Origin of the sequence: Teichococcus aestuarii (assembly GCF_003116135.1) — a bacterium.
Taxonomy (GTDB): Bacteria; Pseudomonadota; Alphaproteobacteria; order Acetobacterales; family Acetobacteraceae; genus Pseudoroseomonas; species Pseudoroseomonas aestuarii.
Window position 1 is genome coordinate 199,790 of the sequence record NZ_PDOA01000007.1, and the last position, 25,004, is coordinate 224,793.

At 72.8% G+C, this 25,004-nt stretch carries 23 protein-coding genes; 14 read left to right on the top strand and 9 right to left on the bottom strand.

Going from position 1 to position 25,004, the window contains the following annotated elements:
- The first annotated feature begins 24 nt into the window (after positions 1–24).
- Entirely contained in the window at positions 25–1,245 is a 1,221-nt protein-coding gene (gene uxuA / locus CR165_RS12780; RefSeq protein ID WP_109517376.1) for a mannonate dehydratase, read from the top strand.
- A 37-nt stretch (positions 1,246–1,282) separates the two neighbouring features.
- On the opposite strand, the gene CR165_RS12785 is transcribed toward uxuA, so the two are convergent.
- Positions 1,283–2,134 carry an SDR family oxidoreductase gene (locus CR165_RS12785; RefSeq protein ID WP_109517377.1) on the bottom strand — a complete coding sequence of 284 codons (852 nt, stop codon included), beginning with the start codon at positions 2,132–2,134 and terminating at the stop codon, positions 1,283–1,285.
- 142 nt (positions 2,135–2,276) lie between these two features.
- Between CR165_RS12785 and CR165_RS12790 the strand changes: the two genes are divergently transcribed.
- The 4 genes from CR165_RS12790 (at position 2,277) to CR165_RS12805 (ending at position 5,246) form a co-directional block, all read left to right on the top strand.
- On the top strand, positions 2,277–2,753 hold the full coding sequence (locus tag CR165_RS12790; protein ID WP_109517378.1) for a DUF1203 domain-containing protein: 477 nt from the start codon (positions 2,277–2,279) through the stop codon (positions 2,751–2,753).
- Positions 2,754–2,856: 103 nt separating this feature from the next.
- Positions 2,857–3,702, top strand: a complete 846-nt coding sequence (locus CR165_RS12795) for a GNAT family N-acetyltransferase (protein WP_109517379.1) — start codon at positions 2,857–2,859, stop codon at positions 3,700–3,702.
- Between the two features lie 89 nt (positions 3,703–3,791).
- Positions 3,792–4,661, top strand: a complete 870-nt coding sequence (locus tag CR165_RS25995; RefSeq protein WP_109517380.1) for a GNAT family N-acetyltransferase — start codon at positions 3,792–3,794, stop codon at positions 4,659–4,661.
- Between the two features lie 87 nt (positions 4,662–4,748).
- Entirely contained in the window at positions 4,749–5,246 is a 498-nt protein-coding gene (locus CR165_RS12805; protein WP_109517381.1) for an Lrp/AsnC family transcriptional regulator, read from the top strand.
- A 23-nt stretch (positions 5,247–5,269) separates the two neighbouring features.
- Here CR165_RS12805 and CR165_RS12810 read toward each other — a convergent pair whose 3' ends face one another.
- On the bottom strand, positions 5,270–5,893 hold the full coding sequence (locus tag CR165_RS12810; RefSeq protein WP_109517382.1) for a cupin domain-containing protein: 624 nt from the start codon (positions 5,891–5,893) through the stop codon (positions 5,270–5,272).
- Between the two features lie 315 nt (positions 5,894–6,208).
- Here CR165_RS12810 and CR165_RS12815 point away from each other — a divergent pair, with 315 nt between their 5' ends.
- From CR165_RS12815 to CR165_RS12835, 5 genes are read left to right on the top strand one after another with little or no spacing between them, the layout of a single operon-like run.
- Positions 6,209–7,165: an ABC transporter permease gene (locus CR165_RS12815; protein ID WP_109517383.1), complete on the top strand. Its 957-nt coding sequence runs from the start codon at positions 6,209–6,211 to the stop codon at positions 7,163–7,165.
- Positions 7,162–8,055 carry an ABC transporter permease gene (locus CR165_RS12820; RefSeq protein WP_109517384.1) on the top strand — a complete coding sequence of 298 codons (894 nt, stop codon included), beginning with the start codon at positions 7,162–7,164 and terminating at the stop codon, positions 8,053–8,055. Before CR165_RS12815 ends, CR165_RS12820 begins: the two co-directional genes overlap by 4 nt.
- A gap of 14 nt (positions 8,056–8,069) precedes the next feature.
- Positions 8,070–9,116 carry an ABC transporter ATP-binding protein gene (locus tag CR165_RS12825; RefSeq protein ID WP_109517431.1) on the top strand — a complete coding sequence of 349 codons (1,047 nt, stop codon included), beginning with the start codon at positions 8,070–8,072 and terminating at the stop codon, positions 9,114–9,116.
- Between the two features lie 8 nt (positions 9,117–9,124).
- On the top strand, positions 9,125–10,129 hold the full coding sequence (locus CR165_RS12830; RefSeq protein ID WP_109517432.1) for an ABC transporter ATP-binding protein: 1,005 nt from the start codon (positions 9,125–9,127) through the stop codon (positions 10,127–10,129).
- A complete protein-coding gene (locus CR165_RS12835; RefSeq protein WP_109517385.1) occupies positions 10,126–10,863 on the top strand; it encodes an MOSC domain-containing protein in 738 nt (245 codons plus the stop codon). The genes CR165_RS12830 and CR165_RS12835 overlap by 4 nt, the downstream gene beginning before the upstream one ends.
- A gap of 39 nt (positions 10,864–10,902) precedes the next feature.
- On the opposite strand, the gene CR165_RS12840 is transcribed toward CR165_RS12835, so the two are convergent.
- The 7 genes from CR165_RS12840 to CR165_RS12870 form a co-directional block, all read right to left on the bottom strand.
- Positions 10,903–12,567: a peptide ABC transporter substrate-binding protein gene (locus CR165_RS12840; protein WP_109517386.1), complete on the bottom strand. Its 1,665-nt coding sequence runs from the start codon at positions 12,565–12,567 to the stop codon at positions 10,903–10,905.
- A 283-nt stretch (positions 12,568–12,850) separates the two neighbouring features.
- Positions 12,851–14,116: an NAD(P)/FAD-dependent oxidoreductase gene (locus CR165_RS12845; protein WP_245906386.1), complete on the bottom strand. Its 1,266-nt coding sequence runs from the start codon at positions 14,114–14,116 to the stop codon at positions 12,851–12,853.
- 7 nt (positions 14,117–14,123) lie between these two features.
- Complete coding sequence (locus CR165_RS12850; protein ID WP_109517388.1) at positions 14,124–15,467, bottom strand: NAD(P)/FAD-dependent oxidoreductase; 1,344 nt, start codon at positions 15,465–15,467, stop codon at positions 14,124–14,126.
- A gap of 47 nt (positions 15,468–15,514) precedes the next feature.
- Positions 15,515–16,183 carry a haloacid dehalogenase type II gene (locus CR165_RS12855; RefSeq protein WP_109517389.1) on the bottom strand — a complete coding sequence of 223 codons (669 nt, stop codon included), beginning with the start codon at positions 16,181–16,183 and terminating at the stop codon, positions 15,515–15,517.
- Between the two features lie 146 nt (positions 16,184–16,329).
- Positions 16,330–17,304 carry a Bug family tripartite tricarboxylate transporter substrate binding protein gene (locus CR165_RS12860; protein WP_109517390.1) on the bottom strand — a complete coding sequence of 325 codons (975 nt, stop codon included), beginning with the start codon at positions 17,302–17,304 and terminating at the stop codon, positions 16,330–16,332.
- A gap of 63 nt (positions 17,305–17,367) precedes the next feature.
- A complete protein-coding gene (locus CR165_RS12865) occupies positions 17,368–19,794 on the bottom strand; it encodes a CaiB/BaiF CoA transferase family protein (protein ID WP_109517391.1) in 2,427 nt (808 codons plus the stop codon).
- 69 nt (positions 19,795–19,863) lie between these two features.
- Positions 19,864–20,589: a GntR family transcriptional regulator gene (locus CR165_RS12870; protein ID WP_181378143.1), complete on the bottom strand. Its 726-nt coding sequence runs from the start codon at positions 20,587–20,589 to the stop codon at positions 19,864–19,866.
- Between the two features lie 94 nt (positions 20,590–20,683).
- Between CR165_RS12870 and CR165_RS12875 the strand changes: the two genes are divergently transcribed.
- The 4 genes from CR165_RS12875 (at position 20,684) to CR165_RS12890 (ending at position 24,980) form a co-directional block, all read left to right on the top strand.
- Positions 20,684–20,905, top strand: coding sequence for a biotin/lipoyl-binding carrier protein (locus CR165_RS12875; RefSeq protein WP_109517393.1), 222 nt, complete (start codon positions 20,684–20,686; stop codon positions 20,903–20,905).
- Positions 20,906–20,907: 2 nt separating this feature from the next.
- On the top strand, positions 20,908–22,293 hold the full coding sequence (locus tag CR165_RS12880; protein ID WP_109517394.1) for an ATP-binding protein: 1,386 nt from the start codon (positions 20,908–20,910) through the stop codon (positions 22,291–22,293).
- 28 nt (positions 22,294–22,321) lie between these two features.
- Positions 22,322–23,905, top strand: a complete 1,584-nt coding sequence (locus tag CR165_RS12885) for an acyl-CoA carboxylase subunit beta (protein WP_109517395.1) — start codon at positions 22,322–22,324, stop codon at positions 23,903–23,905.
- A 76-nt stretch (positions 23,906–23,981) separates the two neighbouring features.
- A complete protein-coding gene (locus CR165_RS12890; RefSeq protein ID WP_109517396.1) occupies positions 23,982–24,980 on the top strand; it encodes a Bug family tripartite tricarboxylate transporter substrate binding protein in 999 nt (332 codons plus the stop codon).
- Positions 24,981–25,004 lie beyond the last annotated feature (24 nt).

Sequence of the window (25,004 nt, forward strand, 5' to 3'; positions counted from 1 at the left end):
ATCCCGCAAGGAGGGATTTCCCCCATGGAAGAGACCTGGCGCTGGTTCGGCCCCGACGACGCGGTGAAGCTGAACCACATCCGGCAGACCGGCGCGCGCGGCATCGTCACCTCGCTGCACCACATCCCCTATGGCGTGGTCTGGTCGGTGGAGGAGATCGAGAAGCGCAAGGCGATCCTGGCGGAGGACGCCTCGCTCGGCCTCTCCTGGAGCGTGGTGGAAAGCCTGCCGGTGCATGAGAAGATCCGCCGCGGCGATGCCGACTGCGCGGCGCTCTTCGAGAACTACCGCGCCTCGATGCGCAACCTCGCCGCCTGCGGCGTCAAGGTCATCTGCTACAACTTCATGCCGGTGCTGGACTGGACGCGCACCGAACTGGCGCATCCGCTGCCCGGCGGCGGCACGGCGCTGCGCTTCAACGCGCACCAGTATGTCGCCTTCGACGTGTTCATGCTGGAGCGCCCCGGCGCGGCGGAAGGCGTGGCGCCCGAGCTGCTGGCCCATGCCAAGGAATGGGTCGACACCGCCACCCCGGCGCAGAAGGACACGCTGCTCGCCTCCATCATGGCTGGCCTGCCCGGTGCCTTCGACCGCTACGACATCCCCGGCCTGCGCCGCATCCTGGCCGAGTACGGCCAGATGACGCGCGCCGATTTGCAGGCCAACCTGAAGCGCTTCCTGCAGGAGGTGATTCCCACGGCGGAAGAGGTCGGCATCAGCCTCTGCATGCACCCCGACGATCCGCCGCGCCCGCTCTTCGGCCTGCCGCGCATCGTCTCCAACGAGCAGGACATCGCGGACCTGCTGGCCATGGTGGACAGCCCGGCCAACGGGCTGACCCTGTGCAGCGGCTCGCTTGGCGCCCTGTGCAGCGGCTCGCTTGGCGCGGGGCCGGGCAACGACGTGCCGGCCATCGCCCGCCGCTTCGCGGACCGCATCCGCTTCGCGCATCTGCGCAACGTGGCCAAAGAGCCGGACGGCTCCTTCATGGAGGCCGACCATCTCGGCGGCGACGTGGACATGGTGGCCGTGGTCGAGGCGCTGCTCACCGAGCAGAAGCGCCGCCAGGAGGCCGGCATCGCCGACTGGCGCATCCCCTTCCGCCCGGACCACGGGCACGAGCTGCTGGACGATGTCGGCAAGCCGACCTTCCCGGGCTACCCGGCGATCGGCCGGATGCGCGGGCTGGCCGAACTGCGTGGCGTCATCGCGGCCCTTGCCGCGGTGAAGAACCTGCCGGTCTGAGGCCGGGAAGGGCGGGGGAGGCCTCCCCCGCCGGGCCTCAGAGCATCGGGCGGCCGCCGGTCACCGGGATCAGCGCGCCGCTGATGTAGCTGCCCTCGTCGGAAGCCAGCAGCACATAGGCGCCGGCCAGTTCCGCCGGCTGGCCGGGGCGGCCCATCGGCGTGTTCTCGCCGAAGCTCTGCACCGTCTCGCCATCCATCGTCGAGGGGATCAGCGGCGTCCAGATCGGGCCGGGCGCCACGGCGTTCACGCGGACGCCCTTCTCCGCCACCAGCTGCGCCAGCCCGGCCGTGAAGTTGGCGATGGCGCCCTTCGTCGTCGCATAGGCCAGCAGGCTGGGCGAGGGGGTCTTGGCGTTGATCGAGCTGGTGTTGATGATGGCGGCGCCCGGCTTCAGGTGCGGCATCGCCGCCTTGCACAGGTAGAACTGGCTGTAGATGTTGGTGCGGAAGGTGACGTCCCACTCCTCCGCGCTGATGTCCTCGATGCCGGAGAAGGTCGCCTGGTGCGCGGCGTTGTTCACCAGGATGTCGAGCCGGCCGAATTCCTGGACCGCGCGCTGCACCAGCGCCTGGCAATGCGCCTCCTGCTTGATGTCGCCCGCCACCAGCACGGCCTTGCGCCCCGCCTGCTCCACCCAGCGGGCGGTCTCGCGCGCATCCTCCTCCTCGTTGTAGTAGGAGATCAGCACGTCCGCCCCCTCGCGCGCATAGGCGATGGCGACAGCGCGGCCGATGCCGGAATCTGCGCCGGTGATGAGCGCCGCGCGGCCCTGCAGCTTGCCGCTGCCCTTGTAGCTTTCCTCGCCATGGTCCGGGCGCGGGCGCATCGCCTCGGTGCTGCCGGGCATCTCCTGCTGCTGCTTCGGCAGGGGGTTCTCGATGGTCATGTCGGTCTTCCTCGCATAGGGGCTGCGTGGCTAACCAGCGCGCCGCGCGAGAGTTCCGGCCGCATGCCGGCGCAATGGCCGGATGGCCGGGGGCCCCGCCCGGGCGCCATCCTCCCGGCTCCAGACCTCCGGGAGAGACCCCATGCCCCGCTTCCGCTGCGTGCCGATGCCGACCGGGACGGCGCGCCGCTTCCGCCAGACCGGCCGCGACGACCGCGGCCTGACGCTGCACCGCCGGGCGGTGGACGGCCCCGGCTTTCCCTGCCGCCACTGCCTGCGCCTCGGCCTGCCCGGCGAGACGATGCTGCTCGGCAGCTACGACCTGCCGCACCCGCTCGGCACCTATTGGACGCCCAGCCCCATTTTCCTGCACGCGGATGAATGCCCGCGCTACGCGGCGGAGGACGAGATCGCCCCCATCGTGCTGGCCAACGGGCTGGTCTCGATCCGCGCCTATGACGCGGCGGAGCTGTGCCTCTACGATCTCGGCCATGTCTGCGAGGGCGCGGCGGTGGCCGCGCCGCTGGCGCGCGCCCTGGAGGATCCGCGCACCCGCTTCGTCAACATCCACACCGCCCGCCCCGGCTGCCTGCTGACCGCGGTGGAGCGGCTGGGCTAGCGGTGGAAGCTGCCGATTTGCCGCGCAGAACGGAAGCTCCTGCCGCGCGGCGTGGGCCAGGATCGGCGCCATCCCCCGGATGGATGGACGAGGACACCCCTGCATGGCCGCCTTCTCGCTGCGCCCGCTGACGCCCGACGACCTGCCGGCGGCGCAGGCCCTCACCGCCGCGCTGCGCTGGCCGCACCGGGTGGAGGACTGGGCCTTCGCCCTGGCCCTGGGCGAGGCGCTGGCGGCCGAGGTGGAGGGCCGGCTGGCCGGCACCGCCTTCGGCTGGCGGCATGGCGCGGATTTCGCCACGCTCGGCCTGGTGATCGTGGACGATGCCCTGCAGGGCCGGGGCATCGGCCGCCGGCTGACGCAGGGCGTGCTGGACCGCCTGGGCGAGGGCTGCCGGGTGCTGCTGCATGCCACCGAGCCCGGCCTGCCGCTCTATCGCAGCCTGGGCTTCCGGCCGGTGGGGGAGATTCGCCAGCACAATGGCCTGGTCGTGGCCGCGGGCGGGGAAGCGCCGCCGCCCGGCTTCCGCCTGCGGCCGCTGCGCCCGGAGGACGTGCCGGACCTGCTGGCGCTCGACGCCGAGGCCACCGGCATGGCGCGCGCCGCCCTGCTGCACGCCGTGCTGCCGCTGGCCGAGGGGGTGGTGCTGGAGCGGGCCGGGCGGGCGGCGGGCTTCGCGCTGATCCGCCCCTTCGGCCGGGGCGAGGTGGTGGGGCCGGTGGTGGCGCCCGGCGTGGCGGCGGCGCGGGCGCTGATCGGCCACTGGCTGGCGGCGCGCACAGGGCGCTTCCTGCGGCTCGACGTGCCCCCGGAAAGCGGCCTCGGCGCCTGGCTGGCGGCGCAGGGCCTGCCCGAGGTGAGCGGCGTCATTGGCATGATGCGCGGCGCGCCGCCGGCACGCTCGCCGGAGCTTGGTGTTTACGGGCTGGTCAGCCAGTCGCTGGGCTGAAGGCGGCGGGCGGCGCCGGACGCCCGGCAGGGGGTGCGCGGCAGCCACGGGCGGCTATGCTGGCAGGATCACGGCAGGAGGCGCGAGGCATGACGACAACAGCCCAGAGCGGGACGCCGGCCGCCACGCTGCGCCCCCTGGCGCCGGAGGACCTGCCCGCCGCGCAGCGGCTGAGCGCGCGGATGCGCTGGCCGCACCGCCTGGAGGACTGGGCCTTTTTGCGCCGCCTCGGCGAGGGTCTGGCGGCCGAGCGCGGCGGGCGGCTGGTCGGCACCGCCATGGGCTGGAGCCTTGGCGCCGGCTTCGCGCGCATCGGCATGGTACTGGCCGAACCGCCCGGCTACGACGCGGCGCTGGCCCGGCTGCTGATGCAGGCGCTGGTGGCGCGGCTGGAGCGGCCCGGCATCCTGCTCAACGCCACGCCGGCGGGGCTGCCGCTCTACACCGCGCTGGGCTTCACGCCCACCGGCGTGGTGCGGCAGTACCAGGGCGCCTCCTTCTCCATCGGCCTCGTGCCGCTGCCGCCAGGCCACCGGCTGCGGCCCATCGGCCGGCGGGACCACCCGGCGCTGGCGGCGCTCGATGCGGCGGCGACAGGGCTCCCCCGTCCCGCGCTGGTCGGGGCGCTGCTGGACGGCGCCAAGGGCGTGGCGCTGGACCGCGAGGGGGAGGTGGCGGGCTTCGCGCTGCTGCGCCGCTTCGGCCAGGGCCAGGTGATCGGCCCCGTGGTGGCGCCGGACGAGGCGACGGCGAAGGCGCTGATCGGCCACTGGCTGGGCGTGCAGCAGGGGCAGTTCGTGCGCCTGGACGTGCCGGCGGAGAGCGGCCTGCCGGCCTGGCTGGAGGCGCTCGGCCTCGACGATGCCGGCATCGTCACCGGTATGGCGCTGGGCGATGTGCCGCGCCCGGCGGCGGATGCGCCGCGCTGCTACGCGCTGGCCAGCCAGAGCCTCGGCTGAGGCCGCGGCCTTGTCAGCCGCGCCGCCGCCTCGCTAGAGTCGGGCCTGGCCCCCGGAGGGTCTCCCCGACAACCGGAAACACGCCGCATGGTGCCTGGCGCCCCCAAGCTGGACCGCATCGACATCCGCATCCTGTCGCATCTGCAGAAGAACGGCCGCGCCACCAATGTCGAGCTGGCCGAGGCGGTAGGGCTTTCCGCCAGCCCCTGCCTGGCGCGCGTCAAGCGGCTGGAGAAGGCGGGCTACATCACCGGCTACAGCGCGCAGGTGCAGCTGCAGAAGCTCGGCAGCACCGTCATCATCTACACGCAGATCACCCTGGCCGACCACCGCAGCCAGGATTTCTCCCGCTTCGAATCCCGCGTGCGGCAGATGAGCGAGGTGACGGAGTGCTACCTCGTCAGCGGCGGCTACGACTACCTGATCAAGTTCGTCGCCTTCTCCATCCAGCACTACCAGGAGACGATGGAGCGGATGCTGGCGATGAACATCGGCGTGGAGAAGTACTTCTCCTACGTCGTGATGAAGCCGGTCTTCGTGAAGCAGCACCACGACCTGGAGGGCTTCCTCAACCGGACGGAATGAGGCGCGCGGAATGAGGCGCCCGCTCAGGGGTCCGGCTGCAGGATGCTCATGATCCAGAGGATCGTGGCCTCGCGGCCGGAGCGGTTGGCGAGGCCGTGCGGCTGGCGGCTGTCGAACTGGAAGCTGTCGCCCTCGGCCAGCTCCGCCTGCTGCCCGTCCACCGTCAGCACGACGCGGCCGGAGACGACATAGCCGCCCTTCTCGCCCGGCCCGGTCAGCATCTCCTCGGCGGCGGCGCCGGGCGGCAGCGTCACCATCAGGAAGCGCAGCCCGCGCTCGCCGCGTGGCGAGAGAAGCTCCTTCACCATCCGCGACGGCCCGACCAGCATCCGCGGGCGCTGCGCGCGGCGCTGCACGAAGGGAGGCGTCTCCGCCGCCTCCGGGCCGGGCTCGCCGCCGGGCTCGGCTTCCGCCGCGCCGAGGAAGGCCCAGAGATTGACCCCGAGCGCCAAGGTCAGGCGCTGGATCGTCTTGATCGAGGGATTGGACTGGCCGCGCTCGATCTGGCTGATCAGCCCGGCGGAGAGGCTGGCCTTCGCCGCCAGGGCGGGGATGGTCAGCCCCTGCTCGGCACGCAGCGCGCGCAGCCGGATGCCGATGCGCACCGCGCCATCCGCGCCCAGCGCTGCTGTCTCCGCCACTGTCATCCCGTGCGATCCTTTCCTCTGCGCGGCGGGAGAGTCGCGAATCGGGCGCTTCCGCCATTTTGCCGCGCCAGGGATGCAGAACACGGCTTGACCGGTGTTTCAATATAATGAAACGATCCATTCCGTCTTTCGGGCCGATCTGCGCCGGATGCGCGCGGAGGGGCGGAAGGCGGGGGAGGCCTGTGTCACGCGGCGCAACGCCATGCCGAAGGAAACGGGCTTGAGCAGCGTCTCCGCCTTGTTGCGACACCGCGCGAACCGCGATGCGGCCCGCCATGCCGCGTGGCCAACCCTGGATAGTGGAATGCCCGGACGATGAGCAGCTACGTGATACGCCGCCTGCTGCAGGGTGCCGGCCTTTTGCTGCTTGTCTCGATGATCGGCTTCGCCATCCTGCATCTGGCGCCCGGCGGCCCGCTCTCGCAATTCGCCGCCGGCGGCGACATGACGCAGGAGGATCTCGACCGCGTCGCGGAGCAGCTCGGCCTGAACCGGCCGCTGCCGATCCAGTATCTCGACTGGCTGTGGCGGATGCTGCAGGGGGATTGGGGCGTTTCCTACCGCGACCAGCAGCCGGTGCTCTCCGTCATCGGCTCGCATCTGGGCGCGACGCTGGAGCTGATGCTGACCTCGACCCTGCTGGCCATGGCGATCGGCGCCTGGGTCGGCATCCTCGGCGCCATCCGCCGCTACTCGCTGTTCGACGGGCTGGCGACCATCGGCGCCATGATCGCCCTGTCCATCCCGACCTTCTGGTTCGGCCTGGTGGTGATCTACGTGTTTTCCGTCGGCCTCGAATGGCTGCCTTCGGGCAACCGCTACACGATCGGCGATGAATCCCTGGCCAACCGCATCCACCACCTGATCGGCCCCTGCATGGTGCTGGCGCTGGTGAGCACGGCGGTGTGGAGCCGCTACATGCGCTCCTCGATGCTCGACGTGATCCACCAGGACTACATCCGCACCGCGCGCTCCAAGGGCATTCCGGAGCGGCGCATCCTGATCCACCATGCCGTGCGCAACGCGCTGCTGCCGATGATCACCATCACCGGCCTGCACCTGCCGACGCTGCTCAGCGGCGCGCTGGTGACGGAGACGGTGTTCACCTGGCCAGGGATGGGCCGTCTGTTCCTCGATTCCATCAACTACCGCGACTATCCGGTGGTCATGGGCATCCTGATGTTCACCGCCGTGCTGGTGCTGCTGGGCAGCCTGCTGGCCGACCTCCTCTACCATGTCGCGGACCCCCGCCTCGGAGCGAACCCCACATGAGCGCATCGAGCAGCGTGGTGGCGCCCGCCGCCCCGCCCCAGCCCGCCCGCCGCCGTGGCGGCGCGCTGCGCCGCTTCGCCCGCCACAAGCTGGCGGTGTTCGGCGCCGGCATCATCCTCTTCCTCACCCTGGCCTGCGCCATCGGCCCCTACCTGCTGCCCTTCACCGATACCTATATCGACATCATGCAGCGCTTCGCCCCACCCTTCTCCGGCGCGCATGTGCTGGGCACCGACGCGCTGGGGCGCGACATGCTGGCGCGGCTGCTGATGGCGGGGCGCATCTCGCTGCTGGTGGGCTTCTCGGCCATGGCCATCAGCATGGTCATCGGCATCACCGTGGGCATTGTGTCGGGCTATTACGGCGGCGTGCTGGGCACGGTGCTGATGCGCTTCGTCGACGCCATGCTGTGCTTCCCCAGCATCTTCCTGCTGCTGGCCATTTCGGCGCTGATCAACGCCTCGGTCAGCTCCATCATCATCCTCATCGCCGTCACCTCCTGGATGGAGGTGGCGCGCATCGTCGAGGCGCAGATCCGCGCGCTGCGGGCGCGCGACTTCGCCGTGGCCGCCGAGGCGCTGGGCGCCAGCGACCGGCGCGTGATGTTCCGCGAGCTGCTGCCCAATGCCATTGCGCCCATCGTCGTCGCCGCCACGCTGAACGTGGCGCACGCCATCCTCGCCGAATCCTACATCAGCTTCCTCGGCTACGGCATCCAGCCGCCGACGCCGAGCTGGGGCAACATGCTCGACAGCGCGCAGAGCTACCTCACCAGCGCACCCTGGCTCGCCATCCTGCCGGGCGCCGCCATCACCCTCGCGGTCACCAGCTTCAACTTCATCGGCGACGGGCTGCGGGACGCGCTCGACCCGCGCATGGATGGCCGGTGATGGAGACGGCCACCATGACACAGGCCCCCGCCCGCCCGGCCGCCGGCGAGGACGACGTCCTCGAGGTGCGCGGCCTCAACATCTCCTTCCACACCCCGGCCGGCGAGATCCCGGCGGTGCGCGACGTCTCCTTCCGCGTCCGGCGCGGCGAGACGCTGGCGCTGGTGGGCGAATCCGGCTCGGGCAAGAGCGTCACCAGCCTCGGCATCCTGCGCCTCACGCCGAAGCCGCCCTTCTGCTCGATCAGCGGCCAGGTGCTGCTGCGCGGCCGGGACGGCACGATGCGCGACCTCGTCGCTCTGCCCGAGGCGGAGATGCGCGGCGTGCGTGGGCGCGACGCGGCGATGATCTTCCAGGAGCCGATGACCTCGCTGAACCCGGTGCACCGCGTCGGCGACCAGATCGCGGAATCCATCCGCTTCCACGAGGGGCTCAGCCGCCGCGCCGCGCTCGGCAAGGCGGCCGACCTGCTGGACCTGGTCGGCATCCCCGATGCGCGCCGGCGGCTCGGCGCCTTCCCGCACGAGATGTCGGGCGGCATGCGCCAGCGCGTCATGATCGCCATGGCGCTGGCCTGCGAGCCGCGCCTGCTGATCGCCGACGAGCCGACCACGGCGCTCGACGTCACCATCCAGGCGCAGATCCTCGACCTGCTGCGCCGCCTGCAGGAACGCACGCGGATGGCCGTCATCTTCATCACCCACAATCTCGGCGTCGTCGCCGAGATCGCCGACCGGGTGATGGTGATGTACACCGGCCGCGTGGTGGAGCAGGCGGCGGTGCGCCCGCTCTTCCGGGCGCCGCTGATGCCCTACACGCGCGGCCTGCTGCGCTCCGTGCCGCGGCTCGACTTCGCGGGGCTGGGGCGGGAGAAGCTGGCTGCCATCCCCGGCACCGTGCCGGACCCGCTGGAACCGCCGCCGGGATGCAGCTTCGGCCCCCGCTGCGGCGCCTTCCTGCCGGGAAGCTGCGACACCGCCATACCGCCCCTGCAGGAGGCGCTGCCCGGCCACCAGGTGCGCTGCGTGCGCTGGTCCGCCCTGACGGGGGAGGCGGCATGATCCCGGACATGACCGCCCCCCTGCTGGAAGTGCGCGACCTGCGCAAATGGTTCGACGGGCCGCGCCCGGGCCTGTTCCGCAAGCGGGCGGTGGTGAAGGCCGTCGATGGCGTCTCCTTCGACATCCGGCACGGCGAGGTGCTGAGCCTGGTGGGCGAATCCGGCTCCGGCAAGAGCACGGTGGGCCGCACCGTGCTGCGGCTGGCCCGGCCGACCGCCGGCCAGATCCGCTTCGCCGGCGACGACATCACCAGCCTCTCGCGCGATGCGCTGCGGCCCTTCCGCCAGAAGATGCAGCTCGTCTTCCAGGACCCCTACGCCTCGCTCAACCCGAAGATGACCGTGGAGGACATCGTCGGCGCGCCGCTGGAGATCCATGCGCCGGAGTTGTCCGCGGCGGCGCGGCGGCAGCGCGTGGCGGAGACGCTGGCGCTGGTCGGGCTGCTGCCGTCGCACGCGGCGCGCTACCCGCATGAGTTCTCGGGCGGCCAGCGGCAGCGCCTCGGCATCGCCCGCGCGCTGATCATGCAGCCGCAGCTGCTGATCGCCGACGAGCCGGTCTCGGCGCTCGACGTCTCGATCCAGGCGCAGGTGGTGAACCTGCTGCTGGAGCTGAAGGAGCGGCTCGGCCTCACCATCCTCTTCATCTCGCACGACCTCGCCGTGGTCGGGCACATCTCGGACCGCATCGCGGTGATGTATCTCGGCCGGCTGGTCGAGGTGGCGCCGACGCGCGCCCTCTTCACCATGCCGCGCCACCCCTATACCGAGGCGCTGCTCTCCGCCGTGCCGATCCCCGACCCCACCATCCAGCGGGAGCGGATCATGCTGGCGGGCGACATGCCGAGCCCGCTCGATCCGCCGTCGGGATGCAGCTTCCGCACGCGCTGCCGCTACGCCCTGCCGGCCTGCGCGGGCGCGGTGCCGGCGCTGCGCGAGGTGGCGCCGGGCCATCTCAAGGCCTGCATCCGCGACGACCTGCACCTCGTGGCGCCGACGGGGCTCGACGCATGAGCGCCGCCGGGCGCGTCTCGGCGCTGTGGCGCTACCCGGTCAGCTCGATGGGCGGCGAGCGGCTGGAGCGGATGGAATTGCTGCCCTCTGGCGCGGCGGGCGACCGCACCCATGGCGTGTTCCATGCCGGGACGGGCGAGATCGCCTATCCCGGCCGGAAGCGCGAATGGATGGCGCTGCCGCGCGCCTTCTCCCGCCGCGCGGCGGATGGCGCGGTGGAGATCAGCACGGATGGGCAGGGCTGGGCCGGCATCGACGATCCGGGCGGTCTCGCGCCGCTCTCCGCCCTCTATGGCTTCCCCGCCGCCATCCGCCCCTATGCCGGGGAAGGCGAGGCGGGGCCGCGGCCGCGCTACGCACGGGCGCCGCTGCATCTGCTGACCACCGCCGCGCTGCGCACCCTGCAGGCCGCCATTCCGGCCAGCGTGCTGGATGAGCGGCGCTTCCGCCCCAACATCCTGATCGACACGCCGGAGGATGTGCAGGGCATCCCGGAATATGGCTGGGTCGGGCGGGAGTTCCAGCTCGGCGGCGCCGTGCTGCGCGGCACCATCCCCTGTGCCCGCTGCGCCTTCACCACGCTGGAGCAGCCGGGCCTGCCGGACGACCGCGAGGTGCTGCGCGCCCTGCTGCACCGCTTCGGGCGCGATCTCGGCCTCTATTGTGAGGTGGTGCGGCCCGGCCCCATCACGGCGGGCGATGCCGTGACGCTGCCGGAAGCGGCCTCCGCCTGACGCGGCCGGGAGGGAGCGCCTCCCGGCCCGCACGCGGCCTTACGTGGCCCAGTACCATTCGCGCATGTTCCAGGTGTTCTGGCGCGCGTTGATGTTGGGGCGGTAGCCGATCAGCTGGTCCTTGGTGCCTTCCACCGGCGCGTACTGGAAGATGGGCAGGATCGGCAACTCCTCGCGCACGATCTCCTGCAGGCGGAAATACACCGCCTTGCGGCGTGCCTGGTCGAAGCTCGTCTGGCCCTCGATCAGCAGCCTGTCCACCTCCGGGTTGACCCACTGCATGTAGTTGCCGCCGCTGCCGCCGCGCACGGGGATGGCGTCGCTGGCGAAGCGCGTCGCCGGGTCGGGGTCGATGCCGGTGCGGAAGGCGGTGCCCACCAGCAGCGACTGGAACTTGGAGCGCACATAGAATTCGCCCCAGATCACCGCCGCCGCCATGTTGTTGATCTTCATGGAGACGCCGATCTTCTGCCAGTCCTGCATCATCAGCTGCTGGCACTGCTCGCGCAGCGCCGCGCCGGTGGTGGTGGAGACGGCGAATTCCAGCGGCACGCCGTTCTTCTGGCGGATGCCGTTGCCGCCGCGCGCCCAGCCCGCCTCGTCCAGCAGCGCGTTGGCGCGGCCGATGTCGAAGCTGTGCGCCGGAAGGTCCGGGTTGTAGGCCCAGGATTCGCGGGGGGCGAAGGATTCGGTCGGCTTGTGCAGGCCGTAGTAGATGATGTCGATGATGCCCTTCTTGTTGATGGCGTGGTACAGCGCCTGCCGCACCGCCTTCTCGGAGAGAGCGGGCAGCTCCAGGTTCGGCATCAGCACCTCGAGCGAGGCGTTCGGGATGGTCGTCACCTTGCGGCCCGGCAGCTTCACCGCCTCGGCGTAGAAATTGGCCGGGATGCCGGTGCCGATGATCAGGTCCACCTGTCCGGTGCGGAACTGCGCGTAGAGCGCCGTCTGGTCCGGGATGTATTTCAGGATGGCCCGCTCCAGGTAGGGCCCCTTGCCGTGGTAGCGTTCATTGGCCGCGAGCTGGATGTGGTCGCCCGGCACGCGGCTGCTCCAGCGGAACGGTCCGGTGCCGACCGGCGCCGCGTTGAAGGGGGCCGTGTTCGGGTCCGCCGCCTTCTCCAGGATGTGCCGGGGCACGATGTAGGTGTTGGAGAGCAGCGCCAGATAGGGCGCATAGGCCTTCTCCATCCGCCAGGCGATCTCGTGCGGCCCCTTCACCACGATCTCGCGCACCAGGCTGTGGCCCTGGCGGGTGCGGGTGCGGAAGGCGGCGTTGTTGATCAGCTCCAGCGTGTAGCGCACATCCTCGGCGGTGAAGGGCGCGCCATCGTGCCAGACGACGCCCTCGCGCAGCTTCACCGTCCAGGCTAGGCCATCCTCGCTGATGCCGCCATTCGCGGTGGAGGGCACCTCCACCGCCAGGTCCGGCACCAGCGTGCCGTCCGGCTCCGGGTACCACAGCGTGCTGAACACGTTCATCCACACCGTCTCGTCCACCTCGATGCCGGGCATCAGCGGGTTGAAGACGGTGGGTTCCTGCGAGATGCCGACGACCGCCTGCCCCTTGCGGGTGGCAGGCGGCGGCGGCACGGCGCGCTGCGCCCGCGCCCCGTTGCCCGCCAGCGTGGCGCCCGCGCCCAGCGCCAGCAGCCCGCGCCGGCCCAGCGCCGGGCGTGACAGGATGTTCCGGATGTTGTCCATGATGGTCAGCCCCCGCTGTGGCGCCCGCGGCCGGGCCGCAAGCCGCGGCCGGGAGCGCGCTCGTTCTTGCCCTGTGCCCGACACGCGCCGCACGGCCACGGAGGCGGCGCGGCGTGACGGGATCGTCCCCCGCAGAGGCCGCCGGGCTTGCCGCCGGCTTGCATCTGCAACGCGGCGATTGTGCGCCGCGCGTGCGGCCAGGATCATGCCGATTGCGGCGGATCGTTGCGAAGAAAATACCGATTCCGGCCGGCGGCGCGGCAGGCCCTGCCGCCGCGCGCCCTCAGGAAATCCGGTCCTGCAGCCGGTAGTAGAGGCCGGCCAGCGGCATGAACCAGGGCGGGCCGAAATGCCCGGGCACCGGCTTCCAGGCCAGGCCGCGGAACGGGTTGGCTTCCGGCCTGCCATCCATCACCGCGGCCATCACGCCCCCCATGTGCACCGACATCTGCACGCCATGGCCGCTGTAGCCGGTGGCATAGAACAGCCCGTCCTGCTCGCCGGCGCGCGGCAGCCGGTCCTGCGTCGCGTCGATGATGCCACCCCAGCAATAGTCGATGCCGACGCGGCCGAGCTGCGGGAAGGTCTCGTGCAGGCCGCGCTCCAGCACGCGGCCGCTCCTTGCGTCCGAGGCGCGGGAGGGCAGGGCGAAGCGCGCCCGCCCGCCCCAGACCAGCCGCCCGTCCGGCGTGGTGCGGAAGTAGTTGCCGATGATGCGGGTGGTGGTGCCGTTGCGGCCCGTGGGCATGAGGGCGGCGAGCCGCGCCGCGCCCAGCGGCTCCGTGACGATGACGAAGGAACCGAGCGGCACCAGCCGGCGGCGGAAGTAGAAGGGGCCGAGCCGGCTCGCCCCGGTGGCCAGCAGCACCTGCCGCGCCCGCAGCGTGCCGCGCGCCGTGGCGACCGCGTGCCCGCCCGCCTGCCGCTTCAGGGAGAGCACCGGCGTGTTCTCGAAGATGCGCGCGCCCTGGCGGCGCGCCGCCTCGGCCAGCCCGGTGCCGAAGCGGCCGACATGCATCTGCGCGCTGCGGCGGAACACCAGCCCGCCGAAGAAGCGCTCCGAGCCGATCTCGGCGCCGAGCCGCTCGCGCGGCACCAGCTCGGTCTCCGCATCGGCCTCGCGGTGCAGCAGGTCGAAGCCGCGCGCCATCTTCTCGTAATGCGCGGGCTTCGCCGCCAGCTTGATCTTGCCGCAGCGGCGGAAGTCGCAGGCGATCTGCTCCTCGCGGGCGAGGCGCTCCACCGTGTCCACCGCATCGTCGAAGGCGTGGTAGAGGCGGCGGGCGTGGTCGAGGCCGAGGCTGGCGGCGAGGCCGGCGAAGTCGTGCGCCGTGCCGTTGTTGACATGCCCGCCATTGCGGCCCGAGGCCGCGCCCATGACGCGCCCGGCCTCCAGCAGCGCCACGCTGGCGCCCTTGCGCGCCAGGTGCAGCGCGGCGGAGAGGCCGGTGAAGCCGCCGCCGATGACGGCGACATCGACGCCACCCTCGGCCGGGCCCGGCTCCGCGCCGGTGAAGGGCGGGGCGGTGTCCAGCCAGTAGGGCAGCATCCTCACGTCACATCATCCCCGGCTTCTGGATGCGCGAGCCATCGACGAGCCGCGCGTAGCGGAAGGGCGTGGGGTCCACCACGGGGGCGCGGCCCAGAACGAGATCGGCTGCCAGCCGCCCCGCGCCGGGGCCGATGCCGAAGCCATGCCCGCTGTAGCCGGTGGAGAGGAACAGCCCCGGCAGCGGGTCCACCGCGCCGATCACCGGCACGGCGTCCGGCGTGGAATCGATCCAGCCGCCCCACAGCTTCGCCATCTTCACCCCCGCCAGCGCCGGGTAGGAGCGGCCGAGCTGCGCCAGCGCCGGCGCCACGATGGCCGCGTTCGGCGTGGGGTCGAGGGTGCGCATGTCCTCCGCCTCGAAGATGGTGGGGCGGTCCATCCGCCAGCGCCCGGTGATCGCCTGCGGGCCGCGGAAGAAGGATCCGCCGAGGCCGAACTTCACCATCTTCCGCCGCGCCACCAGGGTCGGCCAGAACTTGCGCGCGTAGCGGATGCCCTGCGGCGTGATCTCGATCTGCCCGCGGTTGTTGGCGGCGATGATGTAGCCGCCATCCTCCCGCCGGCCGATCGTCACGTCCGGCGTGTAGAGGCCGCCGGGCGTCACCTCCGCCGCCGGCTCGGTGAGGAAGACGGTGGAGCGGATGCTCGACTGCGGCAGGTCGATGCCGTGCCGGCGCAGCAGCATCGACGACCAGGCGCCACCCGCCAGCAGCACCGCGCCCGCGCGCAGCGTGCCGTGCTCGGTGATGACGCCGGCGACCCGGCCGCCCTGGATGTCGAGCCCGCGCACCGCGCAGCGCTGGTGGATGGTCGCGCCGAGGCGGCGCGCCGCGGCGGCGATGGCGGGCGCGGCCTTGCGCGGCTCGGCCATGCCGTCGCGCGGGGAATGCACGCCGCCGATCCAGCCGCCGCCCGGGGCGTGGTGCGGGTTCCTCGCTTCCGCCTCGGCGGCGGTGAGGATCTGGTTGTGCACCTGGTAGCCGCGCGCCATCTCCACCCAGCGGCGCCAGCTCTTCAGCTCCGCCTCGCTGCGCGTGACATAGGTCAGCCCGGTGCGGCGGAAGCCGACATCGATGCCCGCCTCGCGCGGCAGCGTGTCCCACAGCTCCATGCTCTTCAGCATGACGGGGATCTCTCGCTCGTCGCGGTTCTGCACCCGGCACCAGCCCCAGTTGCGGCTGGACTGCTCGCCGGCGATCACGCCCTTCTCCAGCAGCGCCACGCGCTGCCCGGCCTGGGCCAGGAAGTAGGCGGCGCAGACGCCGGCGATGCCGCCGCCGATGATCGCGACATCCACCTCCTGCGGCAGGGCGGTGTCACTGGCGACGGGATCGACGGGAGGCGACATGGGGCGGGACCGTTCCTGTGTTCGTGGCGGAGAGGGTGGCGGCTTTCTCAGAGGCCGAGAAGCCCCGGCAGCCCGCCGATGTCCGGGATTTCATGGAAGCCGTAGAAGGCGTTGCCACGTGGCTCGTGCGCGCGGTTGACCCAGGCCTTGTCGCGGATGCCGAGGTCGTGCGCCGTCATCAGGTCGTAGCGGAAGGAGGAGGAGACGTGCAGCAGCTCCTCCGGCCGGGCGTTGAGCTGGCCCAGCATATATTCGAAGGCCTGCATGCGCGGCTTGTAGGCCTGCGCCTGCTCGGCGGTGAAGACGGCGTGGAACGGCGCCTCCAGCAGCGCCACGTTGTGGTGGATCTGCTCGTCCATCGCGTTGGAGAGGATGACGAGGGGGAATTCCTTCGCCACCCGCGTCAGCGGCGCCGGCACGTCCGCGTGCGGGCCCCAGCCCGGTATGGCGTCGTAGAAGACGCGGCCATCGCCCGGCTCGCAGCCGATGCCGTGCCGGGCACAGGCGCGGCGGATGGCGTTCTCCAGCACCTCGGCATAGGGCTTCCAGGCGCCGAGCACCTCGTCCAGCCGGTAGGCGGTGAAGTCCCGCAGGAACGCCTCCATGCGCGCCTCCGGCACGCGGCCGGCAAAGTGCGCGCGGGCCACCGGGCCCATCTGGAAATTCGTCAGCGTGCCGTAGCAGTCGAAGGTGATGAACTTGGGCCGCAGGGGCATCAGGGGCATCCTTCCGGTCCGGCGCCGCCGGGTTGTCCGATGCCGCTATGCTAGGAGGCGCCGCCGGGCATGGAAGCGCCGTCGCCGCCGGGCGGAGCGAAGATCGTGCCGTTTCGCCCCGCCCCGCCGGCACATTGTGCGGCTGCTCAGCCGACGCTGATGTTCCGCTCGCGGATCAGGCGGCCATAGCTCTCGTGATCCGTGCGGATGAGGCGCGCGAACTCCTCGAGGGTCAGCGGGTCCAGCGTCATGTCGGGGGTGGCGCGCTGCCGCACCATCTCGCTCCGCACCGCCTTCCGCAGGGCTTCGGCCAGGATGCGCTGCACCTCCGGCGGCGTGCCGGCGGGGGCGCAGATGCCGTGCCAGTAGCGCAGCACGAGGTCGGGATGCCCCAGTTCGCGGAAGGTGGGCACCTCCGGTGTCGCCGCCAGGCGCTCGGGGGCGGAGAGCGCCAGCACGCGGAAGCGCCGGTTCTCCATATGCGGCAGCAGCGTGTTCAGCGAGCCGGCATAGAAGGGGATGCGGCCCGTCATCAGGTCGGCCAGCGCGGCCTGCTCGCCGCGGTAGGCGACATTGACCATGCGCAGGCCGGTGCGCCCCTGCAGCATCTCCATCACCAGATGCGGCGTGCTGCCATTGCCGACGCTGCCGAAGGGCTGGCCCGGGTTGTTCTTCAGCCAGGCCAGCGTGCCGGCCAGGCCGCCGCCCGGCACCTCCGCCGCGGCGGCGAAGGCCACCGGCGCGCGGTAGACCAGCGTGAGCGGCGCGAAATCGGCCGGCTGGTAGGTGATGTTGGGGTAGAAATGCGGGTTCAGCGCCAGGGTGCTGGTGGCGACCCAGCCCAGCGTGTAGCCATCCTTCGCCGCCCGCGCCGCCGCCTCGGCGCCGATCATGGTGTTGGCGCCGGGCTTGTTTTCCACGACGATGGGCTGGCCCAGCGTCTCGCGCGCGGCCTCGGCCACGGCCCGGGCCAGCCCGTCGCCCACGCCGGGGGCGAAGGGATAGATCAGCCGCACCGGGCGGCTGGGGAACGGCGCCGCCTCGGCCCGCGCGCGCGGGGTGGCCAGGGCAGGCAGGGCCAGGGCGCCGAGCAGCGCCCGACGGGCCAGGGTGATGGACATGCTTCCTCCTCCGTGCCGGCCCTCTCTCGCGGCTTGCGGGGGGCCGTGTCCGAAAAGCCTCCTTCAGCCGGCGGGCGCGCGGGCGCGGCGCTCCGAGACCGGCACCGCCTCCTGGCCGATGATCCGCGCCGCCTCCAGCCGCGCCAGCTCCGCCGCGCCGAGGCCGAGCAGCCCGCCCAGCACCGCGGCATTGTCCTGCCCCAGCGTCGGCGCCGGGCGCTGCACCGGGTACGGGCCGCGCCCGGCCTCGCGGAAGGGGGCGGAGGGCTGCTCGTGCCGGCCAAGATGCGGCCGTTCCACCACCTGCCAGAAGCCGCGCGCGGCGAGGTGCGGGTCGCGCTTCAGCGCGCTGGGCCACAGCACCGCGCCGGCGGCGACGCCCGCCGCCTGCAGCGCTTGCATGGCGGCCTCTGGCGCCCGCGGCCGTGTCCAGGCGGCGAGCGCCGCCTCCAGCTCCGCCTCGCGGGCGCGGCGGCCCTCGGCGGTGGCCAGGGCGGGGTCGCCGGCCAGGTCGGGGCGGCCGATGGTGCGGGCCAGGGCGGGCCAGGCGGCATCATCCTGCGTGGCCACCACCACCCAGCCTTGCTCCGCGCAGGGGAAGGCGCCGTGCGGCGCCTGGGTGGGGTGGCGGTTGCCCAGGCGCGGCCCGGGCGTGCCGGTGGCCGAGGTGGCGACGATCCAGGGCGCCGCCAGGGGGAACAGGCACTCCACCTGGGCGAGGTCGATCTGCTGTCCCTCGCCGGTGCGGCGGTGGTGCAGCAGCGCCACCAGCAGCGCGGCGGCCCCGTTCAGCCCGCCGATCGGGTCGCCATAGGCGAGCTGGTTGGTGGTGGGCGGCCAGTCCGGCGCGCCGGAGACGGTGGGCAGGCCGGAGGCGTGCTCCAGCGTGGAGCCATAGGCGCGGGCATCGCGCCAGGGCCCTTCCAGCCCGAAGGCGGGCATGGAGAGCATCACCAGCCCCGGCCGCTCGGCCGAGAGGGCGGCATAATCGAGCCCAAGCTTGGGCAGCACCTCGCGCGCATAGTTCTCCACCACCGCGTCGGCGTCGCGCACCAGCCGCTTCAGCAGCGCCTTGCCCTCGGGCGTGGCGAGGTCGAGCGTGATGCCGGCCTTGTTGCGGTTGAGGATGCCGAAGCGCACATCCTTCTCGTAGCGCCGCTCGGCGAAGAAAGCCGGGCGCGGATCGACGCCGCGCCACCAGTCCGGATACTGGCACGCCTCCACCTTGATCACCTCGGCGCCGAGATCGGCCAGCTGGCGGGTGCAGAGCGGTCCGGCCCAGCCCATGGAAAGGTCCAGGATGCGCAGCCCCGCGAGCGGCAGGGGTGCCGGCTTCAGCGTAGGCCGGGGGCGTGAGGCGGGCGGGGGCAGCCGGCCGTCATCCGCCCCGGCACGCGGGGCAGGGCCGCCAGGCAGGGGCGGGGTGCGCGTCAGGCGCTGCGGCAGCGTCGGCCCCTCGAAGCGCGCCGCGCCGAGCGTGACCGTGCCGAAGGCATCGCGCGCGCGATGGGTGGGGGTGGCCAGCAGCGCCGCCATCTCCGGCACCACGGCGAAGGGCAAGCGGCGGCGGATGGCCTCGGCGAACCACTCCTCGGCGCTGCGCGCGGCGAGGCGCGGCGCGAAGAGGGCCTCCAGCGCATCGGCATGGCGCAGCCGGTCCAGCCCGATGACGAAGCGCGGGTCCTCCGCCAGCTCCGGCAGGCCGACCATCTCGCAGAAGGCGCGGAACTGCGCGGGGGTCACGATGGTGACGCCGAGCCAGCCCTCGCGGCAGCGATACACCCCGAGGGGGGAGCTGGGCGCGAAGCGGTTGACGCCGTAGCGCCGCTCCACCTCCGGGTTGGTGACGCTCTGCGCCGCCTGGTACTCGGCCACCGCGATGTTGGCCTCGTGCAGGCTGATCTCCAGCCGGCGCCCGGCGCCGGACCACAGCGCGGCGGCCACCGCGTTGAAGGCGGCGAGCGCGCCCGTCACCGCCCCGGCGATGCCGCCCAGCAGGGAGGGCGGCCCTTCCGCCGGGCCGGTGCAGGCGAAGACGCCCGCCAGCGCGCGCACCACCGCATCGGTGGCCGCGAGATCCCGGTAGGGTCCGCTCTCGCCGAACCAGGAGATCTCGGCGGCGACCAGATGCGGCTGGTCGAGCCCGAGGCGCGTGCCTTCCCGCGCCGCCGGGGCGCGGCCGTCGAGCAGCACGTCGCAGCCCGGCAGCAGGGCGCGGGCGCGCTCCAGCCCGGCATGGCCGGCGAGATCGGCGGTGAGGCTGCGCTTGTTGGTGCTGAGCCAACCGAAGAGCGCCGATTCCGCGCCCTCCCCGCTCTCCACCAGGGGCGGCTCGCGGCGCAGCGCATCGCCCCCCGGTGGCTCCAGCTTCAGCACCTCGGCACCGAAATCGGCGAACAGCTTGCCGAGGTAGGAGAGGGCGACGCCCTCGCCCAGCTCCAGCACGCGCAGATGCGCGAAGGGCAGGGGGGCGTCCGGCGGCCGGGGCATGCGCATCCTCCCGAGGCCGCGGTGCGAGGCGGGCGGCCTATTTTGTGATTTGTGACAACTAAATCCCGCCTAATCCGCCGCGTCAAGCACCGGGCGCGGCCGCGGCAGCGCCCCGACATTGATCTCCGGCAGCCGCCGCAGCAGCACCTCGGCATAGACGCTGATGTCCCGCTGGATGGCGAGCCGCGCCAGCGCCCCGTCCTGCGTGCGCATCGCGCGGATGATGTCGTTGTGCGGATGCGCGTCCGGGTGGTGCAGGAAGCGCACCTGCCGCAGCCCCGCCACCAGCGGCCCGCATTGCAGCCACAGCCCCTCGATGATGCGCGCCAGCACCGGCATGTTGGCGAGCGCGCAGATCTCCATGTGGAAGCGCTCATTCTCCACCAGCATCGCGACGCCCTCGCCGCTGAGCCGTGCCTCGGTCATGCGGGCATGGATGGCGGCAAGGCGCTCGGCATCGGCGGGGGTGGCGCGCTCGGCGGCGCGGGCTGCGGCCTTGCCCTCCAGCTCGCCGCGCAGCTCGGCGATCTCGCGGAAGCGCTCGTCGGACAGCACCGGCACGCGCACCGAGCGGTGGTCGAACTGCTCCAGCGCGCCCTCGCTCACCAGCCGCGCCAGAGCGTCCCGCACCGGCGTGGCGCTGACGCCCAGCTCCTGCGCCAGGTCCCGCAGCTTCAGCTTCTCGCCGGGGCGGAAGCGGCTGCGCATCAGCTCGGTGCGGAGGCGCTGATAGACCTTGGCGCCGATGCTCTCGGCGGTGATGGGAAGGGGCGGGGCGTCTGCGGTGTCCGGCATGGAGGCTTCCTGCCATGGGGCGGGGCTGCTTGACAGTCCTGCCGCCATGCTGTGATCTGTGACAACAAAATAAAGGCTCCTGGGGGAAACGACCATGGCCGAGGTGAAAATCGCCGCTGAGATCGCGGCCTCCGTCTGGCAGATCCAGGCACGGCCGGGCGACACGCTGGCCGAGGGCGACACCGTCCTGCTGCTGGAATCGATGAAGATGGAGATCCCGGTGACCGCGCCGCGCGCCGGGCGCCTCGCCGCCATCCTGGTGGCGGAAGGCGAGGCGGTGGAGGAAGGCCAGACCGTCGCGCTGCTGGAGGCGTGAGCATGGCCGCCGATGCCGTCCTGATCGCCAACCGGGGCGAGATCGCCTGCCGCATCGCCGCCACCTGCCGGCGCATGGGCCTGCCCACCGTGGCCGTCTTCTCGGAGGCCGATGCGGCGGCGATGCATGTCGCCGCGGCGGACCGGGCGGAGCCGATCGGCCCGGCGCATCCGCGCCATTCCTACCTCTCCATCCCGGCGCTGATCGAGGCGGCGCGGCGCTCGGGCGCGCGCATGGTGCATCCGGGCTATGGCTTCCTCAGCGAGAACGCCGAATTCGCCGCGGCCTGCGCCGGGGCGGGGCTGGTGTTCATCGGCCCCTCGCCCGAGGCGATCCGCGCCATGGGCGGCAAGGCGGCGGCCAAGGCCGTGGCGCGCCGGGCCGGCGTCGCCGCCGTGCCGGGCTATGAGGGCGAGGACCAGTCCGAGGGCCGGCTGCTGGCGGAGGCTGAGGCGATCGGCTTCCCCGTGCTGATCAAGGCCGTGGCGGGCGGCGGCGGCCGTGGCATGCGCGCCGTGGCCGAGGCCGCGGGCTTCCCCGCCGCCCTGGCGGCGGCGCGGCGCGAGGCCGGCGCCTTCGGCGACGAGCGGGTTCTGGTGGAGAAGCTGGTGCCGCGCGCCCGGCACATCGAGGTGCAGATCCTGGCCGATGGCCATGGCACCGTGCTGCACCTGGGCGAGCGGGACTGCACCCTGCAGCGCCGCAACCAGAAGCTGGTCGAGGAATCCCCCGCGCCGGGCGTCGATCCGGCGCTGCGCGCGGAACTCGGCCGGCGTGCCGCGGCGCTGGCGCGGGCGGTGGGCTATGTCGGCGCCGGCACGGTGGAGTTCGTCGCCGAGGCGGGCGCCACGCCGCAGGCGGACGGCATCTGGTTCATCGAGATGAACACCCGCCTCCAGGTGGAGCACCCGGTCACGGAGATGGTCACCGGGCTCGACCTGGTGGAGTGGCAGATCCGCGTCGCCCGGGGCGAGAGGCTGCCCTGGACGCAGGCGGAGATCCGGCTGGAAGGCCATGCCGTGGAGGCCCGGCTCTGCGCCGAGGACCCGGCGCGCGGCTTCCTGCCTTCGCCGGGGCGGCTGGCGGAGCTGATCCTGCCCGGGGCGGCGCCTGGGCTGCGCGTCGATGCCGGGGTGCGCCAGGGCGACACCCTCACCCCCTTCTACGACCCGATGATCGCCAAGGTCATCGCCCACGCCCCGACCCGGGCCGAGGCGCTGGCGAAGCTCGCCGCCGCGCTGGAAGGCTGCACGGCCCGCGGCGTGGCGCTGAACGCCGCCTTCCTCGCCGCCGCGCTGCGCAGCCCGGCGATGCGCGCGGCCGAGATGGACACGCATTTCCTCGAACGCGCCCGCGCCGGGCTGCTGGCCGGCGACGCCGCCGCCTGACCCTGGACGCGAACAGGAGCGCCCCCCGATGCCCGATACCCACACGCCCCCCGCCAGCAACTGGCAGCCCGAGCTGGACGAGCTGCGCCGGCGCGAAGCCATGGCGCGCGAGATGGGCGGCGCCGACAAGGTGCGCCGCCAGCACGAGGGCGGCCGCCTGACGGTGCGCGAGCGGGTGGACCGCCTGGCCGATCCCGGCAGCTTCCACGAGATCGGCGCCATCGCCGGCCGCGCGGAATACGAGCCGGACGGCACGCTGCGCCAGCTCGTCCCCTCCAACTGCGTCTTCGGCCGCGCCGAGATCGACGGCCGCCCGGTGGTGGTGGTGGGGGACGACTTCACCGTGCGCGGCGGCTCGGCCGATGCCACCATCCGCGAGAAGCCGCTGATGGCCGAGCGGATGGCCAATGAATACCGCCTGCCCATCATCCGCGTCATCGAGGGCTCGGGCGGCGGCGGCTCGGTGAAGACCATCGAGACCACGGGGCGGGCCAACCTGCCGGGCGGCGTCGGCGGCACCGGCCTGTTCCACTACACCACGCTCAACCTCAGCGCCGTGCCGGTGGTGGGGCTCGGGCTCGGTTCGGTGGCAGGCCTCGGCGCGGCGCGGCTGGCCGCCAGCCACTACTCGGTGATGACCAAGAGCGCCGCCATGTTCGTCGCCGGCCCGCCGGTGGTGAAGCGGCTCGGCCAGGACCTCACCAAGCAGGAGCTGGGCGGCTGGGAGATCCAGACCAGGTCCGGCGCCGTGGACCATGCGGTGGAGACGGAGGAGGAGGCCTTCGACTGCGCCCGCCGCTTCCTCTCCTACCTGCCCTCCTCGGTGCACGGGCTGCCGCCCGATACCGCCTGCCAGGACGATCCCGGGAGGCGTGAGGAGAAGCTCTTCTCCATCGTCCCGCGCGACAAGCGGCGCGTCTACCAGATGCGCCAGATCATCGAGGCCGTCGTCGACCAGGGCAGCTTCTTCGAGCAGGGGAAGATGTTCGGCCGCTCGCTGATCACCGGCTTCGCCCGCTTCGGCGGCCGCGCCGTGGCGCTGATGGCGAGCGACCCGTATTTCTACGGCGGCTCCTGGACGGCCGAGACCTGCCAGAAGGTGGTGCGCTTCCTCGACATGGCGGAGACCTTCCGCCTGCCCGTGGTCTATCTGGTGGACTGCCCCGGCTTCATGATCGGGCTGGAGGCGGAGCGCGCCGCCACCATCCGCCACGGCGTGCGCGCCATGGCGGCGATGAACCAGACCACCGTGCCCTGGTGCAGCATCATCATCCGCAACGCCTTCGGCGTGGCGGGGGCGGCGCACACGCCGGCGGGGCGGCTCTCGCTGCGCTATGCCTGGCTCTCGGCGCGCTGGGGCTCGCTGCCGCTGGAGGGCGGCATCGAGGCCGCCTACCGCGCCGAGATCGAGGCGGCGCCCGACCCGGCCGCCAAGCTTGCCGAGATCGAGCACAGGCTGGGGCTGCTCCGCTCGCCCTTCCGCACGGCCGAGACCTTCTGGGTGGAGGAGATCATCGACCCGCGCGAGACGCGGCGGCTGCTCTGCGAGTTCACGCAGCTGGCCGGGCCGCTGCGCGCGGCGCAGCCCGGGCGGTTCCAGATGCGGCCCTGAGTTCCGCCGCCCGGCCGGGCGGCGGTTTACCGGAAGAGGGCGGCTCCCATGCAGGGCTGCCCCGGGAGGATCCGCGATGAGGATGTTCACCGCCCTGGCCGGCACGGCCAGGGTGCTGGGTCTGGCCGCCCTGCTGGCGCCCGCCCCCCTGGCGCTTTCCCGGGCGGCCGAGGGGGTCTTCCCCGACCGGCCGCCGCGCATCATCGGCGGCTTCGCGCCCGGCGGCACCAGCGACATCGTGGCGCGGCTCGTGGCCGAGGCGGTGGCCCCCGCCTTCGGCCAGCGGCCGGTGGTCGAGAACCGCACCGGCGCCAATGGCGCGATCGCCGCCGAGGCGGTGGCCCGCGCGGCGCCGGATGGCCACACGGTGCTGCAATGCGCCACCGGCCTGCTCACCATCACGCCGCAGCTGCCCGGCGCGCAGATGCCGCTCGACCCCGCCCAGGAGCTGGTGCCGATCGTCAACGTGGCACACTCCACCCAGGTCATGGTGGTGGCCGCGCAATCCCCGTACCAGGACGTGGCGGGCTTCCTGGCGGCGGCGCGGCGGCAGCCGGGGCGGCTGAGCTATGCCAGCGCCGGCATCGGCTCCGTCTCCCACCTCTCCGGCGCGCGGCTGGCGCAGCAGGCGGGGCTCGGCCTGGTGCACGTGCCCTATCGTGGCGCCGCGCTGGGCGTGGTGGACGTGGTGGCCGGCCGGGCCGACACCATCATCACCAATCTCGGCGACGTGGTGGCGCAGATCCAGGGCGGCGGGCTGCGCCTGCTGGCCTTCGCCGACGGCATCGGCTCGCCGCTCTTCCCGGAGGCGCCGCAGATCTCGGCCACGGTGCCGGGCTATGCCGTCAGCGGCTGGTTCGGCCTGTGCGGCCCGCGCGGCATGCCGGCCGGGCTGGTGGCACGCTGGGCCGCGGCGGTGCGCCAGGGCATGGACACGCCGGAGATGCGACGGCGCCTGCAGGAGCTGGGGCTGACCCCGCGCCTGGAGGAGCCGGCGCGCTTCGCCGAGACCATCGCCCAGGACCACCGCGACTGGGGCGCGGTGATCCGCGCCGGCGGCATCCGCGTCGAATGAGCGCGCGCCGCAGGATCCCAGACC

Coding starts and splice junctions, on each gene's coding strand:
- uxuA (WP_109517376.1), top strand. CDS start 25: ATGGAAGAGACCTGGCGCTGGTTCGGCCCCGACGACGCGGTGAAGCTG.
- CR165_RS12785 (WP_109517377.1), bottom strand. CDS start 2,134: ATGACCATCGAGAACCCCCTGCCGAAGCAGCAGCAGGAGATGCCCGGC.
- CR165_RS12790 (WP_109517378.1), top strand. CDS start 2,277: ATGCCCCGCTTCCGCTGCGTGCCGATGCCGACCGGGACGGCGCGCCGC.
- CR165_RS12795 (WP_109517379.1), top strand. CDS start 2,857: ATGGCCGCCTTCTCGCTGCGCCCGCTGACGCCCGACGACCTGCCGGCG.
- CR165_RS25995 (WP_109517380.1), top strand. CDS start 3,792: ATGACGACAACAGCCCAGAGCGGGACGCCGGCCGCCACGCTGCGCCCC.
- CR165_RS12805 (WP_109517381.1), top strand. CDS start 4,749: ATGGTGCCTGGCGCCCCCAAGCTGGACCGCATCGACATCCGCATCCTG.
- CR165_RS12810 (WP_109517382.1), bottom strand. CDS start 5,893: ATGACAGTGGCGGAGACAGCAGCGCTGGGCGCGGATGGCGCGGTGCGC.
- CR165_RS12815 (WP_109517383.1), top strand. CDS start 6,209: ATGAGCAGCTACGTGATACGCCGCCTGCTGCAGGGTGCCGGCCTTTTG.
- CR165_RS12820 (WP_109517384.1), top strand. CDS start 7,162: ATGAGCGCATCGAGCAGCGTGGTGGCGCCCGCCGCCCCGCCCCAGCCC.
- CR165_RS12825 (WP_109517431.1), top strand. CDS start 8,070: ATGACACAGGCCCCCGCCCGCCCGGCCGCCGGCGAGGACGACGTCCTC.
- CR165_RS12830 (WP_109517432.1), top strand. CDS start 9,125: ATGACCGCCCCCCTGCTGGAAGTGCGCGACCTGCGCAAATGGTTCGAC.
- CR165_RS12835 (WP_109517385.1), top strand. CDS start 10,126: ATGAGCGCCGCCGGGCGCGTCTCGGCGCTGTGGCGCTACCCGGTCAGC.
- CR165_RS12840 (WP_109517386.1), bottom strand. CDS start 12,567: ATGGACAACATCCGGAACATCCTGTCACGCCCGGCGCTGGGCCGGCGC.
- CR165_RS12845 (WP_245906386.1), bottom strand. CDS start 14,116: ATGCTGCCCTACTGGCTGGACACCGCCCCGCCCTTCACCGGCGCGGAG.
- CR165_RS12850 (WP_109517388.1), bottom strand. CDS start 15,467: ATGTCGCCTCCCGTCGATCCCGTCGCCAGTGACACCGCCCTGCCGCAG.
- CR165_RS12855 (WP_109517389.1), bottom strand. CDS start 16,183: ATGCCCCTGCGGCCCAAGTTCATCACCTTCGACTGCTACGGCACGCTG.
- CR165_RS12860 (WP_109517390.1), bottom strand. CDS start 17,304: ATGTCCATCACCCTGGCCCGTCGGGCGCTGCTCGGCGCCCTGGCCCTG.
- CR165_RS12865 (WP_109517391.1), bottom strand. CDS start 19,794: ATGCCCCGGCCGCCGGACGCCCCCCTGCCCTTCGCGCATCTGCGCGTG.
- CR165_RS12870 (WP_181378143.1), bottom strand. CDS start 20,589: ATGCCGGACACCGCAGACGCCCCGCCCCTTCCCATCACCGCCGAGAGC.
- CR165_RS12875 (WP_109517393.1), top strand. CDS start 20,684: ATGGCCGAGGTGAAAATCGCCGCTGAGATCGCGGCCTCCGTCTGGCAG.
- CR165_RS12880 (WP_109517394.1), top strand. CDS start 20,908: ATGGCCGCCGATGCCGTCCTGATCGCCAACCGGGGCGAGATCGCCTGC.
- CR165_RS12885 (WP_109517395.1), top strand. CDS start 22,322: ATGCCCGATACCCACACGCCCCCCGCCAGCAACTGGCAGCCCGAGCTG.
- CR165_RS12890 (WP_109517396.1), top strand. CDS start 23,982: ATGAGGATGTTCACCGCCCTGGCCGGCACGGCCAGGGTGCTGGGTCTG.